General features: G+C 66.6%; 15 protein-coding genes and 1 pseudogene. 9 read left to right on the top strand and 7 right to left on the bottom strand.

Annotated features, from left to right (window positions below; all coding sequences use genetic code 11):
- Window positions 1-235: 235 nt before the first annotated feature.
- A pseudogene (locus tag JSE7799_RS06615) lies at window positions 236-691 on the top strand (IS5 family transposase); the annotation flags it as partial.
- A 26-nt stretch (window positions 692-717) separates the two neighbouring features.
- On the opposite strand, the gene thyX reads toward JSE7799_RS06615, so the two are convergent.
- Entirely contained in the window at window positions 718-1,632 is a 915-nt protein-coding gene (thyX, locus tag JSE7799_RS06610) for an FAD-dependent thymidylate synthase (protein WP_055662912.1), read from the bottom strand.
- Window positions 1,633-1,740: 108 nt separating this feature from the next.
- Between thyX and JSE7799_RS06605 the strand changes: the two genes are divergently transcribed.
- Window positions 1,741-2,175, top strand: coding sequence for a VOC family protein (locus JSE7799_RS06605; RefSeq protein ID WP_055662911.1), 435 nt, complete (start codon window positions 1,741-1,743; stop codon window positions 2,173-2,175).
- Window positions 2,176-2,217: 42 nt separating this feature from the next.
- Here the strand turns inward: JSE7799_RS06605 and JSE7799_RS06600 are convergent, their stop codons facing one another.
- The 4 genes from JSE7799_RS06600 to yajC form a co-directional block, all read right to left on the bottom strand.
- Entirely contained in the window at window positions 2,218-2,571 is a 354-nt protein-coding gene (locus JSE7799_RS06600; RefSeq protein ID WP_055662910.1) for an Mth938-like domain-containing protein, read from the bottom strand.
- A 280-nt stretch (window positions 2,572-2,851) separates the two neighbouring features.
- Window positions 2,852-3,814: a protein translocase subunit SecF gene (secF, locus tag JSE7799_RS06595; RefSeq protein ID WP_055662909.1), complete on the bottom strand. Its 963-nt coding sequence runs from the start codon at window positions 3,812-3,814 to the stop codon at window positions 2,852-2,854.
- A 1-nt stretch (window position 3,815) separates the two neighbouring features.
- Window positions 3,816-5,480, bottom strand: coding sequence for a protein translocase subunit SecD (gene secD / locus JSE7799_RS06590; protein ID WP_055662908.1), 1,665 nt, complete (start codon window positions 5,478-5,480; stop codon window positions 3,816-3,818).
- Window position 5,481: 1 nt separating this feature from the next.
- Complete coding sequence (gene yajC / locus JSE7799_RS06585; RefSeq protein WP_055662907.1) at window positions 5,482-5,802, bottom strand: preprotein translocase subunit YajC; 321 nt, start codon at window positions 5,800-5,802, stop codon at window positions 5,482-5,484.
- A gap of 163 nt (window positions 5,803-5,965) precedes the next feature.
- Between yajC and serS the strand changes: the two genes are divergently transcribed.
- On the top strand, window positions 5,966-7,258 hold the full coding sequence (gene serS, locus JSE7799_RS06580; RefSeq protein ID WP_055662906.1) for a serine--tRNA ligase: 1,293 nt from the start codon (window positions 5,966-5,968) through the stop codon (window positions 7,256-7,258).
- A gap of 4 nt (window positions 7,259-7,262) precedes the next feature.
- On the opposite strand, the gene JSE7799_RS06575 is transcribed toward serS, so the two are convergent.
- Together JSE7799_RS06575 and JSE7799_RS06570 are read right to left on the bottom strand one after the other, a co-directional pair.
- On the bottom strand, window positions 7,263-7,829 hold the full coding sequence (locus tag JSE7799_RS06575; RefSeq protein WP_055662905.1) for a hypothetical protein: 567 nt from the start codon (window positions 7,827-7,829) through the stop codon (window positions 7,263-7,265).
- Window positions 7,830-7,908: 79 nt separating this feature from the next.
- The gene (locus JSE7799_RS06570) at window positions 7,909-8,610 is read right to left on the bottom strand and encodes an HAD family hydrolase (RefSeq protein ID WP_055662904.1); all 702 of its coding nucleotides are present in this window, start codon (window positions 8,608-8,610) and stop codon (window positions 7,909-7,911) included.
- Window positions 8,611-8,720: 110 nt separating this feature from the next.
- Here JSE7799_RS06570 and clpS point away from each other — a divergent pair, with 110 nt between their 5' ends.
- The 6 genes from clpS to JSE7799_RS06540 all read left to right on the top strand — a co-directional run.
- The gene (gene clpS, locus JSE7799_RS06565) at window positions 8,721-9,044 is read left to right on the top strand and encodes an ATP-dependent Clp protease adapter ClpS (RefSeq protein WP_370736647.1); all 324 of its coding nucleotides are present in this window, start codon (window positions 8,721-8,723) and stop codon (window positions 9,042-9,044) included.
- Between the two features lie 15 nt (window positions 9,045-9,059).
- Window positions 9,060-10,034, top strand: a complete 975-nt coding sequence (locus JSE7799_RS06560) for a class I SAM-dependent methyltransferase (RefSeq protein ID WP_055662902.1) — start codon at window positions 9,060-9,062, stop codon at window positions 10,032-10,034.
- Window positions 10,031-10,843, top strand: coding sequence for an SDR family NAD(P)-dependent oxidoreductase (locus JSE7799_RS06555; protein WP_055662901.1), 813 nt, complete (start codon window positions 10,031-10,033; stop codon window positions 10,841-10,843). Before JSE7799_RS06560 ends, JSE7799_RS06555 begins: the two co-directional genes overlap by 4 nt.
- Window positions 10,844-10,957: 114 nt before the next feature.
- Window positions 10,958-12,580 carry a peptide chain release factor 3 gene (locus JSE7799_RS06550; protein WP_055662900.1) on the top strand — a complete coding sequence of 541 codons (1,623 nt, stop codon included), beginning with the start codon at window positions 10,958-10,960 and terminating at the stop codon, window positions 12,578-12,580.
- Complete coding sequence (locus JSE7799_RS06545; RefSeq protein ID WP_055662899.1) at window positions 12,577-12,936, top strand: hypothetical protein; 360 nt, start codon at window positions 12,577-12,579, stop codon at window positions 12,934-12,936. Before JSE7799_RS06550 ends, JSE7799_RS06545 begins: the two co-directional genes overlap by 4 nt.
- A gap of 369 nt (window positions 12,937-13,305) precedes the next feature.
- Window positions 13,306-13,793: transposase (locus JSE7799_RS06540; RefSeq protein ID WP_186201856.1), on the top strand; the 488-nt coding region annotated here is incomplete at its 3' end.

Raw genomic sequence — 13,793 nt, 5'->3', positions numbered from 1 at the left:
CCAGCTCGAAAGCCCGCGCGAACACCGATGCGATCTCGCCGGGCCCGTGCTCGATCAACTGTTCCAAGACCGCCTCAAGCGCCGTATCCTTCCTGTCCATTCGTTCTTCTCCATGGCCGTGTTGCAACTCCATGGAATACCAGAATGGGCAGCCCGTGCTGGGGCGCCCCAGCACGGGCTCACGCCCCGCGTCTCAAGCGAATTTCCAGACCTGAGGGTACAATACCGCCGGCGCAAGGGGGGGACTCAGAGACAGGGTATCGGGCGCTCAAGAGGTGGCCAGACGACTAAAATCCACCTCCGCTGCAATGCGTGGGGCCTTCCAATGCGCACCGACGTGACGCCAGGCCAGACCTCCGACCACAAGGGTTTCGACCTCGTCATGGGCGACGACCTTCCCGCGCCGGGGGCGCTGCTTGCCGACAAGGGCTATGACGTGGACCGCATCCGCGACTGGGCCGAAGCCCGCGATACGATCCCGGTGATCCCCATGCGCCGACATCGCAAGGCTCGCGCGGGCGTCGACCGCACGCTCTACGCGCTGCGCAACCTCGTGGAGCGCTGCTTCGGCCGCCTCAAGAACTCCCGCCGCGTCGCCACCCGCTACGACAAGACCGTCGAAAGCTTCCTCGGCTTCGTCGACGTCGCCTGCATCCGCTTATGGACACGGCGTTTTGTCAACACAGCCTAGGCCATTACCGACAAGGACGACATTTCTTACTCTACCACCCCCATAAACTCCCGCCATTCCCCCTTGCTCATCCCCGAACTCTCCTGCGTCACCTCCTCGCCCGCCAGCATCCGGCGCAGGCACTCCACGCCCTTCGCGCTGAGCGACGCGCCGCCCAGCCGGTAATCCTCGAAGGCGGCATAGGCCAAGGGCACCCAGTCGGCGACGATCCGGCAGAGCGCGTCGGCATAAACGCGGATCTCCATCTGGGCGTGGGAATCGGCGCGCAGGCGGAGGAAGTGGAACAGGTTGTGGAGGTCCACCTTCCAGTACCATTGCGTGTAGATATTCGCGGGCAGGTTCATCCGCGCCAACTCCCGCGCGAGGCCCTGCTGGGGGTTGCCGGACGCGGTCTGCGTCGCGATCATCGCCTCGTAATGGTCGTAGGCCCGGTCGCTGTCCTCGCGCAGCCAGTCGAGGACGCGCGCCGCCTCCTGCCCCTCAAGCGCGGCCCCCCGGCCCTGGTTGTTGACCTGCGACTGCGCGGCCAGCGCGGAGGGCTCGGGGATGTAGAACTCCCGGTCGAGGATTGAATAGCGCGCCGAGTATTCGTTCACGTTCGCCGTACGGTGCCGGATCCATTGCCGCGCCACGAAGACCGGCAGCTTCACGTGCAGCTTGACCTCGCACATCTCGAACGGGGTCGAGTGCCAGTGCCGCATCAGGTAGCGGATCAGCCCCTCGTCGTTCGAGACCGCCTTGGTGCCGCGCCCGTAGCTGACGCGCGCGGCCTGACAGATGGCGGCGTCGTCGCCCATGTAGTCGATCACCCGCACGAACCCGTGGTCGAGGACGGGATAGGCGGTGTAGAGATGCGCCTCCATCCCCGGGGCGGTCGCCCGCCGGGTGGTGTGTGTCTGGGCGCGTTGCGCGTCGATCTCGGCCTGCTGCTCCGGTGTCATCTTCTGTCCCCCGTCCGAATCCGTTGGGCCGAGGGTACCCTGCGCGACGGGGGGTTGCACCGGGCATCGCGCGGCTTACCGTCCGGGCGTCACCGAAAGGAAACGCCGATGCCAATCACCTATCTGCACACCATGGTCCGCGTGAAGGACCTCGACGAGACGATCGCGTTCTTCAAGCTGCTCGGCCTGAAGGAGCGGCGGCGCTCGGAGAACGAAAAGGGGCGCTTCACGCTGGTCTTCCTGTGCCCGCCCGAGCAGGATGACGGCCATGCCGATGTGGAGCTGACGTATAACTGGGACGGCGACGAGGATTTGCCCTCCGACAGCCGCCATTTCGGGCATCTGGCCTATACCGTCGATGACATCTACGGGATGTGTCAGGCCCTGATGGATGCGGGTGTGACGATCAACCGCCCGCCGCGCGACGGCCACATGGCCTTCGTGCGCAGCCCCGACAACATCTCGATCGAACTGCTCCAGAAGGGCGACGCGAAGCCGCCGCAGGAGCCGTGGACCTCGATGGAAAACACTGGCCACTGGTAAGCCGCATGCCTGCCGGAGCGGGCTGCGCCGCTTCGGCAGATTTCAGACCGGAAGCACCGCCGCGGCGACGCGCCGCCCCTCACCGACGAGGACGTTATAGGTGCGGCAGGCGGCGGGGCTGGCCATGACCTCGAGCCCCATACCGGCCTCCTCCACCGCGATGCGCAGATCGCCGGGCACGTGCGCAATCTCGGCGCCGGTCCCGACGAAGATCACGTCCACCTCGCCCGCAAGTTTCAAGAGCGTCTCTGCGTCGCCGTATCCATCCCAGGGGGTCGTGGCTGCGGGCGACGTCACGACGGGCCCTTCGAAAAGCTCTCCGCCGATTCGAAAGAAGCCGGGCCCGTAGCCGTCGAATGGCCGCAAATCGCCAAATCTCGCCTCGCTCAGATCCATGATTTCCTCCTGCTTCGCATCGTTTCAGCGCCTCGGTTCGGTTTGTAGCGCGAATGCGCCGTGGGGCACGGAGTCGATGCCGACGTCCCGGCGCGATTTCCGATGTTCCTCGTAGCTCGGCGCCGTCTCGAACGAGCCGCAAGCACACTCACTGCTAGCCGTATTACTCCCTTGGCTTTAGCGGAAATCCAATTCATATCGTGACGCGCGAGCGGCCCGGCGAGGCCACCCCCTTTGCCCCCTGCGCATTTCGCAACTACCGACGGTCAGGCCGAGAGGATCAGGCTTCGACGTCGGCGAATTGGGTCCCTGCCTCCGACGGCTTCTTCGGATCGCGGTCCACGCCGAGATACAGCACCACGTTCTTGGCCAGGTAGACCGACGAATAGGTGCCGACAATCACGCCCCAGAAGATCGCGAAGACGAAGCCGCGGATCACGTCCCCCCCGAGGACAAGGAGCGCCAGAAGCGCGATGAGCGTCGTGCCCGAGGTCATCAAAGTCCGGCTCAGCGTCTCGTTGACCGAACGGTTCATCACGTCGATCAGCGGCGTCTTCTTGAACTTGATGAGGTTCTCGCGGAGGCGATCGAAGATGACGACGGTATCGTTGATCGAATAGCCGATGATCGTGAGGATCGCCGCGATGGTCGCAAGGTCGAAGCGGATTTGCAGGAGGGAAAACAACCCGATCGTGAGGATCACGTCGTGAAACAGCGCGGCGACCGCCCCGACCGAGAATTGCCACTCGAAGCGCAGCCAGATGTAGAACAGGATCGCCACGAGCGCCGCGCCGACGGCCAGAAAGGCGGTGGTGATGAGTTCGCCCGACACCTTCGGCCCGACGGATTCGACGGCGGTGAACTCGATGGTCGGATCCACTTCGGTCAGGGCGACCTGAACGGCGGCGACGGTTTCGGCGGTCACCGCCTCAGCCCCCTCCTGCGCCTGAATGCGGATCTGGGCCGCGTTCAGGTCAGGCCGCGTCGGGTCGAAGACCTCGCTGATCGCGACGTCGCCAAGCGCGAGCGGCGCGATGGCGGCGCGGTAATCGCCGACATCGACGCTCTGCTCCGACTGGATCCGGATCGTGGTGCCGCCGAGGAAGTCGATCCCGAAGTTCAGCCCCACGACAAGCCAGATCACGATGGACGCGATCATCGCCACGACGGACGCCCCGAAGGTGATCTTGCGGTGCTTGAAGAAGTCCCAGTCGGTATCCTGCGGAACGAGTTTCAGGCGCATGTCAGATCTCGATCTGCTTGGGGCGGCGGCGCTCGAACCAGAGCACGATCAGCAGCCGTGTGACGAAGATGGCCGTGAAGACCGAGGTGAGAATGCCGATGCCCAGCGTCACTGCGAAGCCCCGCACCGGTCCCGATCCCAGCGTGAAGAGGATCGTTGCGATGATGAAGGTGGTGATGTTGGCATCCACGATGGCCGAAAGCGCACGCTCGTATCCAAGCTCGATGGCACGGGCGGGACCGCGCGCGGTCTTGGCTTCTTCGCGGATGCGCTCGAAGACCAGCACGTTGGCGTCGACGGCCATGCCAATGGTCAGCACGATCCCCGCGATCCCCGGCAGCGTCAGCGTGCCGCCGATCATGCTCAGCACCGCGAAGATCAGCGCCACGTTGATGCCGAGCGCCACCGTCGCGAGAGCGCCGAAAAGGCCGTAGCTCAGCACCATGAAGGCCACGACCGCCACCATGGCGAAGATGGCGGCAACCTTGCCGGCATCGATGCTGTCCTGACCCAGTTCCGGGCCGATCGTGCGCTCTTCGAGGAACGTCATCTCGGCAGGCAGCGCGCCGGCCCGCAGCAGGATGGCGAGGCGGTTCGCCTCCTCCACCCCGAAATTGCCGGTGATCTGGCCCGAGCCGCCGGTGATCGGCTCGTTGATGCGCGGCGCGGTGATCACCTCCTCGTCGAGGACGATGGCGAAGGGGGCGCCGACATTGGCCGAGGTGTACTGCCCGAAGGCCCGCGCTCCCGAAGGGTTGAACCGGAACGTCACCGCGGGCTGACCGTTCTGGTCGAAGGCGGGCTGGCTGTCCACGAGGTCGTCGCCCGAGACGACGGGGGTGCGATCGAGGATGTAGAACAATCCCTCCTCGTCCATCGACGGGTGCAGAAGCTGATCGCTGTCGACGCGCTGCGTCCCGTCGCTGGTGCGCCCGACGACCGAGTGGAAGGTCAGCCGCGCGGTCGTGCCGATCAGGGCCTTGAGCTCCTGCGCCGAGCCGATGCCGGGCACCTGGATCAGGATCCGGTCCGCACCCTGCCGCTGGATCGTGGGTTCGCGCGTGCCGGCCTCGTCGACGCGGCGGCGGATGATTTCGAGCGACTGCTCCAGCGTGCGCTGGTCTGTCGCGGCACGCTCGGCCTCCGACAGGGTCACGGAAATGGTGTCGCCCGCGCCGGCCACGGCGATGTCGCGCTCACCCACCCCGGTCAGCGAAACGATGGGCGAGGAGAGCTCCCGCACCGCATCCACGGCGGCCTGCAGGCCCTCGGGCCGGCTGATCCGTACGCGCAATTCGCCCGGCGGGGCGTCCTGCCGGCGGATCGTGCCAACCTCGCCGCGAAGATCGCGCAACGCGTCGCGAATCTCCGGCCAGTAGCCGTCGACCCGGCTCTCGTAGACGTCCTCGAGCTGCACCTCGGCCAGAAGATGCGCCCCGCCCCGCAGGTCGAGCCCCAGATTGATCAGGCCGGAAGGCAGCCATTCGGGCCACAGCGCGAGGTTCTCCTCGATCTGCGCCGTCGGCACCGCACCCCGCTCCAGCGCCGTCGCCGCGTCGTTGTGCAACTCCACTCGGCTATAGAACAGGTTTGGCACCGCGAGCAGCAGGCCCGCAAGGCAGACGAGGATGATCGTCAGCCGTTTCCAGAGCGGGATCTGCAGCATGTCAGGCGGCCGGGTCCGTCTTGGACAGGACCTGCGTGATCGTAGCGCGCACGACGCGGACGCGGACGCCCTCGGCGATCTCGACCTCGACCTCGCCGTCATCCTTGACCTTGGAGACCTTGCCGATCACCCCGCCCTGCGTGACGACCTGATCGCCCCGGCGAAGCGCGGCGACCATGGCCTTGTGCTCCTTCATCTTCTTCTGCTGCGGACGGATCAGAAGAAAGTACATGATCGCGAAGATCAGGATGAGCGGGACGAAGCTGCCGAGGCCGGCGACGGCGCCGCCGATGTCCTGCGCGTAAGCGGGTGATGCGATCATGTTGTGGTCCTCGTGACGTTCGGGGCGGTCTGGCGCGCCCTCTATCCGTAATCGCGCGCACAGCTATAGGCGCCATCTGGGGGGCGCAAGCGCGCCGGGCAACCACTGGCCCCGTCCCGCGGGCTGTGGCATGTGGCGCAGGAGACACGGCACGGAGGGCCCTATGCACGACATCCGCACCATCCGGGACAACCCGGCCGCCTTCGACGCCGCGCTGGCGCGGCGGGGGCTTCCGCCGATGTCACAGGACCTGCTGTCACTCGACACCAAGCGGCGCGCGGCGATCGGCGGCGCCGAGACCGCCCTGGCCGAGCGCAATGCCGCCTCCAAGCAGGTCGGCGCGGCCAAGGCGTCCGGGGACGAAGCGGAGTTCGAGCGACTGCGCGCCCTTGTCGCGGCCAAGAAGGAGGAGATCGCCCGCCTGGAGGAGGAATCCCGGGTCGCGGACGCCGCCCTGCGCGACGCGCTTCTGGAGATCCCGAACCTCCCCGACACCGACGTCCCCGACGGCGCGGACGAGGCGGACAATGTCGAGATCAACCGCCACGGCACGCCGCCCGATTTCGACTTTGCCCCGAAGGAGCATTACGAGATCGCCGGTGTCGTCCCCGGCATGGATTTCGAGACCGCCGCCAAGCTCTCCGGCTCGCGCTTCGTGCTCCTGCGCGGCGGCGTCGCCCGGATCCACCGCGCGCTCGCGCAGTTCATGCTCGATACCCATGTGGCCGAGAACGGCCTGATGGAACACACGACGCCCGTCTTGGTCCGTGACGACGCCATGCTCGGCACGGACAAGCTGCCGAAGTTCGGCGATGACAGCTTCCTGACCCGCGAGGGATACTGGCTGATCCCCACCTCCGAGGTGACACTGACCTATTCCGTGGCGGGCGATGTTCTCGATGCGGCGGACCTGCCGCGACGCATGGTCGCCCATACGCTGTGCTTTCGCTCCGAGGCCGGAAGCGCGGGGCGCGACACGTCGGGCATGCTGCGCCAGCACCAGTTCGAGAAGGTCGAGATGGTGTCGATTACCCATCCCGACCATTCGCGCGCCGAACTCGACCGCATGACCCGCTGCGCCGAGGGGATACTGGAGACGCTTGGTCTGGCCTATCGGACGGTGGTGCTGTGCACCGGCGACATGGGATTCGGCGCGCGGCGCACTCACGATATCGAGGTCTGGCTTCCCGGCCAGAACACCTACCGTGAGATCTCCTCCTGCTCCACGACCGGCGATTTCCAGGCCCGCCGCATGAACGCCCGGTTCAAACCGGCGGGCGGCGGCAAGCCCGAATTCGTCCATACGCTGAACGGGTCTGGTCTCGCCGTGGGTCGCTGCCTCATCGCCGTGCTGGAGAATGGTCAGCAGGCGGACGGCTCGGTCAGGTTGCCCGAAGCGCTCGGCCCATGGCTCGGCGGCAAGCTTACCCTGACGCTCGACGGCACGCTCGCCTGAGGGATCACTCCTCCGGGTCGACCCGATAGCTGTGCGCCCATGGCCGCACCGGCAGCAGCGCCCGGGGCGGCAGGGCACGCCCCGCCTGAAGGTGCAATAGCGTCACGCGCAGCGCCTCCGCCCGCATCAGCGCCAGCGCCAGGATCCCTCCGCCGAGCATGAAATTGGCCAGCGGATGAAGTGCAAGATCCCGCGCCGCCAGAACGGTCAGCGCGCCCAGAACCACCGCCATCCAAGCCTGTATCTGACCGCGCATCGCCGTCGCCACGAGGTCGGGGCAGGCCTGCCCGGCATCCCGCTGCGGCGCGATGCCGAAGACGCGCCACGCCATCGCCTGTCGGCGGCGCGCGGGATTCGCGTGGTTCGGCGGCAATTCGGTTCGGCCCACGAGGTCGGATTTGATGTTGTCCTCCAGCCAGCAAATCCGCAGCAGCGCGAAGGCCATCGCAAGACAGACGAGCACCGGCGGCAGGATCAGAGCCAGCTCCGCTCCGAGCGCCACGAGCGCGGTGCCGGTCAGCAGATGGGCCGCGCCGTCGAGGCTGGGGCGATCATGGCAGGGATCGGGCATGGGCTCACTCCGTCGGGTTGCGATGCGGCGCCGAGGTCCAACGCAGATCGAAGAGAATCGGATCCGCCTCCTGCCCGAATCAGCCGAGGTCCGCGACCAAGGGCGGCAGTTCCGACAGCGTCGCGATTCGCCGGAACCGGGGTGCATCCTCGGGGGCCTGCGCACGCTCCAGTGCCCATTCCATCTCCGAAGGACAGAACACGCCCCAAGCCCCGGCCGCCAGCGCGGGAAGCACGTCGGACTTCATCGAATTTCCCACCATAAGCGCGCGTCCCGCCCCGTCCCCATGGGCCGAAAAGGCCCGGAGATAGGTGTCGGGCGTCTTGTCGGAGACGATCTCGATCCCGTCGAACAGGTCGCCCAGACCGCTTTCGGCGAGCTTGCGCTCCTGATCCAGCAGATCGCCCTTGGTGATGAGCACCAGCGTATGGCTCTGCGCCAGCGCGCGCACCGCATCCTCCGCCCCCTCCAGCAGATCGACCGGATGGCGCAGCATCTCGCGCCCGTCCTCCAGCAGCTTTGCAATCACCGTGGCCGGCACCCGTCCGTCCGTCACCTCGATCGCCGTTTCGATCATCGAAAGGACGAATCCCTTGATGCCGAATCCGTAGTGCCCGAGATTACGCCGCTCCGCCGCCAGAAGCCGCTCCATCAGATGGTCGGGATCGGCATGATCGGCCAGAAGTCCGGCGAAGCGATCCTGCGTAATGCGGAAGAACGTCTCGTTCTGCCAGAGTGTGTCGTCGGCATCGAAACCGATCGTGGTAACCTCCACGCCGATCCCCCTCTTTCCTCATGCGCGCGCCGGGCCTATATGGTGCAACCCAGCCAGATACGTCCAGAGCCCGGAGCCGTCCGATGCGTCCCGAGACCGAAGCACCGCTGCACCTGATGTCCGCCGGTCCCGAAGATGAGGACGGCGACGTCTCCGTCGTCACCAAGACCAAGCCGAAGACCGCGAAGCCGCCGCTCTACAAGGTTCTGTTGCTCAACGACGATTACACGCCGATGGAGTTCGTGGTCCATGTGCTCGAGAGGTTCTTCGGCATCACGCATGCGCAGGCGGTCGAGATCATGCTGATCGTTCACAAGAAGGGCCTCGCCGTCGTCGGCGTGTTCTCCCACGAGATTGCGGAAACCAAGGTGGCGCAGGTCATGGATTTCGCGCGCCGCCACCAGCATCCGCTCCAGTGCACGATGGAGAAAGAAGAGTAGAGCGGGGCCGCGCCGATGCGAAGCCGCCTGTCTCATGCCCTCGCCGCCGGGGCCGTCGCCCTGCCTTCGGGACCGGTCCTGCTGCTGCGTCCGCCCGCGGATCTGGATCTCGACGGGCTGCCCGAGGATCTGACGGCGGTTCAGGGATTCCGGCCCGATCACGACGCGCTCGCATCGCGTGGCCTTCGAATGGCGGATGCTGCGGAGGGGGACTTCGCGGCCGCCATCGTCTTCGCCACCCGCGCCAAGGAACAGACGCGCGACCTGATCGCGCGGGCCTGCGCCCACGTCCCGCCCGGAGCGCCCGTGGTGGTGGAGGGCGCGAAGGGCGACGGCATCGATTCCGTGCTCCGCCAATGCCGCGGCATCTTCGATGTGGGCGAGGTTTTCGCCAAGGCGCATGGCAAGGTCTTTGCCTTTCCCGCCGCCGACCCGCCCGCAGATTGGCGCGCCGCGCCGCGCGTGGTCGACGGTTTCGTCACCCGCCCGGGCGTGTTTTCCGCCGACGGCGCCGATCCCGGCTCCGCCCTGCTGGCGCAGCACGTGGGCGGGCTGTCCGGCCGGATCTGCGATCTCGGCGCCGGGTGGGGCTTCCTGTCGCACGCGGTCCTCGCCTCGGCCGCGGTCACCGAATGCGCCCTCGTCGAGGCGGAGCGCGATGCCCTCGACTGCGCGCGCACGAACGTCACCGACCCCCGCGCGACGTTTCATTGGGCCGACGCGACCGCATGGGCGGCGGACCCGTTCGATGTGGTCGTCTCGAACCCGCCGTTCCACACGTCGCGGCGCGCGGATCCCGCGCTCGGCTGGGCCTTCCTTGCCGCCGCCGCGCGCCTGCTCAAGCCCAAAGGCCGCCTGCTCCTGGTCGCGAACCGCCACCTGCCCTACGAGGCGACGTTGTCGGAGCATTTCGCCTCTGCCATGGTCCTCGCGGAGACGGGCGGCTACAAGGTCATCGATGCCCGCAATCCGAGACGGAGCCGCACATGACCCTCTCCATCGCAGGGCGCACCGCAATCGTAACGGGTGCCGCCAACGGCGTCGGCCTCGCCATCGCGCGGCATTTCGTCGAACAGGGCGCGAAGGTCATGTTCGCCGACCGCGACGAGGCCCGGCTGGAGGAGGAGGTCGGCGCCGCCCAGTCGGAGGAGAACACCAACCTGCGCTACTTCGCGGGCGATCTGCGGGAGCGGCTGACCGTGGCCAACCTGCTATCGGCGACGATCGATGCCTTCGACCGGGTGGACATCCTGGTGAACGCCTCGCGCCAGATCATGGTGACCGACCCGCTCGACCCCGAGGACCAGTCGGTCGCCGCCCTGCTGGAGCAGAACCTGATGACGCCCCTGCGCCTGACGCAGGCGGTCGCCAAGCGCATGATCCTTCAGGCCGAGGAAGATGGCCGCGACGAAGGCATCATCGGCACGATCGTCAATATCGGCTCCATCGCCGGACGCCGCACCCAGCCCAGCCTTCTGGCCTATTCGGTCAGCGCCGCCGCGCTGGATCAGGCGACGCGCAGCCTTGCCGTCAGCCTCGCCCCCGAGCGGATCCGCGTGAACGGCGTGGCCGTCGGGTCCGTCATGTCCACGAACCTCAAGACGCGGCTGTCCGATTCGGACGATCTGCGCCAGGCGATCGTCGATGCCACGCCGCTCGGCCGTATCGCCGCGCCGAGTGAGCTGGCCGAGACGGTGCAATACCTCGCATCCCACGCCTCGGGCTTCATGATCGGACAGGTCCTCACCGTCGATGGCGGCCGGACCCTCATCGACCCGGTGGTCGAACCCGTCCACTGACCGCCTGCCAAGCGCGCACCATAGACTAACCCGGCTTTCCTCCGGCGCAGCGAAAACGCCGCTCAAGGCGGCACGCGATTGCGGGATCCCCGTGCCCCGCCTATATCGCCCGTCATGCCCGACACGCTGCACACCAATGCCCCGACGCTTCCGCCCGAAATCGGGCGCCGCCGCACATTTGCGATCATCTCGCATCCGGATGCCGGCAAGACGACGCTGACCGAGAAGTTCCTTCTCTACGGTGGCGCAATCCAGATGGCGGGGCAGGTCCGCGCCAAGGGCGAGGCGCGGCGCACGCGCTCCGACTTCATGAAGATGGAGCAGGATCGCGGCATCTCCGTTTCCGCCTCGGCCATGTCCTTCGACTTCCACCGTGGCGAGGACGAATACCGGTTCAATCTCGTGGACACGCCCGGACACTCGGATTTCTCCGAGGACACCTACCGCACGCTGACCGCCGTGGACGCCGCGATCATGGTGATCGACGGCGCCAAGGGCGTCGAGAGCCAGACGCAGAAGCTCTTCGAGGTCTGCCGCATGCGCGACCTGCCGATCCTGACCTTCTGCAACAAGATGGACCGCGAAAGCCGGGACACGTTCGACATAATCGACGAGATTCAGGAAAATCTCGCCATCGACGTCACACCCGCCTCCTGGCCCATCGGGGTGGGGCGCGACTTCATCGGCTGCTACGATCTGCTGCACGACCGGCTGGAACTGATGGACCGTGCCGACCGCAACCGCGTGGCCGAGACCGTCTCGATCAGCGGCCTCGACGATCCCAAGCTCGACGACAATGTCCCCCCCGACCTCCTCGCGAAGCTGCGCGAAGAGGTCGAGATGGCGCGCGAATTGCTGCCGCCCTTCGACCATGCGGCTTTTCTCGAAGGCTCGCTGACGCCGATCTGGTTCGGCTCCGCAATCAATTCCTTCGGCGTGCGCGAACTGATGGCCGGCATCGCCGATTACGGCCCCGAGCCGCAGCCGCAGCGCGCCGAGCCGCGTCAGGTGTCGGCCGACGAGACCAAGGTCGCAGGCTTCGTCTTCAAGGTGCAGGCCAACATGGACCCCAAGCACCGCGACCGGGTGGCCTTCGTCCGCCTCGCCAGCGGCCATTTCGAGCGGGGCATGAAGCTGACCCATGTCCGCTCCAAGAAGGCCATGGCGATCTCGAACCCGGTCCTGTTCCTCGCCGCCGACCGCGAACTGGCCGAGGAGGCATGGGCCGGCGACATCATCGGCATCCCGAACCACGGCCAGCTCCGCATCGGCGATGCGCTGACCGAGGGCGAGATGCTGCGCTTCACGGGCATCCCCTCCTTCGCGCCCGAGCTTCTGCAAAGCGTGCGCGCTGGCGACCCCATGAAGGCCAAGCACCTCGAGAAGGCCCTGATGCAATTCGCCGAGGAAGGCGCGGCCAAGGTGTTCAAGCCGGCCATCGGCTCGGGCTTCATCGTCGGTGTGGTCGGCGCGCTTCAATTCGAGGTGCTGGCCAGCCGCATCGAGCTTGAATACGGCCTGCCCGTCCGCTTCGACGCGTCGCAATTCAAATCCGCCCGCTGGCTTTCCGGCCCCAAGGCGGCGGTGGAGGCGGTGGTTGCCAAGAACAAGCAGCACATCGCCCATGACAATGACGGCGACCCGGTTTTCCTGACGCGCCTGCAATGGGACATCGACCGGATCGAGCGCGATCACCCCGAAGTGACGCTGTCGGCCACGAAGGAGATGATGGTGTGATCCCCCGCGCCACGGTCGCGGCGGCGCTCGGCCTGCCTGCGGATACGGATGCCCTGCCGCCGGGCGACTTGCCCCTCGCCCGGTTCGCGGAGCGCTATCTGTCCTACCTCGCCGTGCCCGATGCCACCACCGAGACGCCGGATGCATGGACCGGCGCCGTCATGGATCACCTCATCGCCCACAATCCCGACCTGGCCTTCGCCGCGATCCGTGCCGCCATTCCCGCGGATGCAGAGGGGTTTCTGGCCGATCCGCTGGCCGACCTCGGCGCGACCCATCCTGAGATGCGCGCCCGCATCGAAGCAGCGGCAGCGGATGACCCCGCCCTCGCCGCACGGCTGACGACGGAGGAGTGATCCTCCGGGTTCCCCTCGACAAGGCGAGACCTGCAGATCGGCAGTCGCGCGCCGCTGTTGCTCGCGCAATGCCGGAGCGAACAATTCGATCCCTTAAGGAGACCCTCGGGAGCCACACTTCAAGATACGTGAGAGCTTCTTGCCAACTCCGGGATGTAGGCCGGCATGTCGGTCCACCTTCTGAGCGAGATCGGGAGGATCATCCAATCATGCCCGGGATTTCCGCTGAGGCGACACCGCTATCTTTTTGATGCGCTCCTAGCCCGGATAATTCACGAGAAGGCGGCGGAGGTTGCGTAACCGTCTGAAACTATGTATTTTTTGGTTATCGACGCCAAAGATTCAGATTTCAGCAGGACGACCTCCGCCATGACCCAGTCTACGTGCTCCACGCCCCGCCTGTCACCCCTTAACGGTAAGCCGATCCTGCTCGGGTTTGACGGCGCCGACATGAGCTCCGACGCCGGCCTGACCCTGCTGCGCGAGATCGAGCGCAGGGCGGGTCTGGCGCAGCGGCTCGCAGATTGCCTGCGCGATCCGCGTGACCCGGCGAAAGTTCAGCATAGCCTGTGTGACATCATCCGGTTCCGGATCATGATGATCGGGGCGGGACACGAAGACGGCAACGACGCGGCGGCCCTGCGGAACGATCCCAGCTTCAGGATCGCGCTGGAGCGTGGGCCGGAAACGGAGCCAGCCTTGTGTTCGCAGCCAACGATCTCGCGCATGGAAAACCTGCCCGATGCCCGCGCCCTTATCCGCATGGGCCGCGAGATGATCCGGTTCTACTGCCACTCGTTTGCGCGCCCCCCAAGCCGGATCGTGCTCGATATCGATGATACCTTTGACGCGGTGCA

The sequence above is a fragment of the Jannaschia seosinensis genome (assembly GCF_001408515.1).
GTDB classification, from domain to species: Bacteria; Pseudomonadota; Alphaproteobacteria; order Rhodobacterales; family Rhodobacteraceae; genus Jannaschia; species Jannaschia seosinensis.
This window is presented reverse-complemented; position numbering and strand designations above follow the sequence as displayed.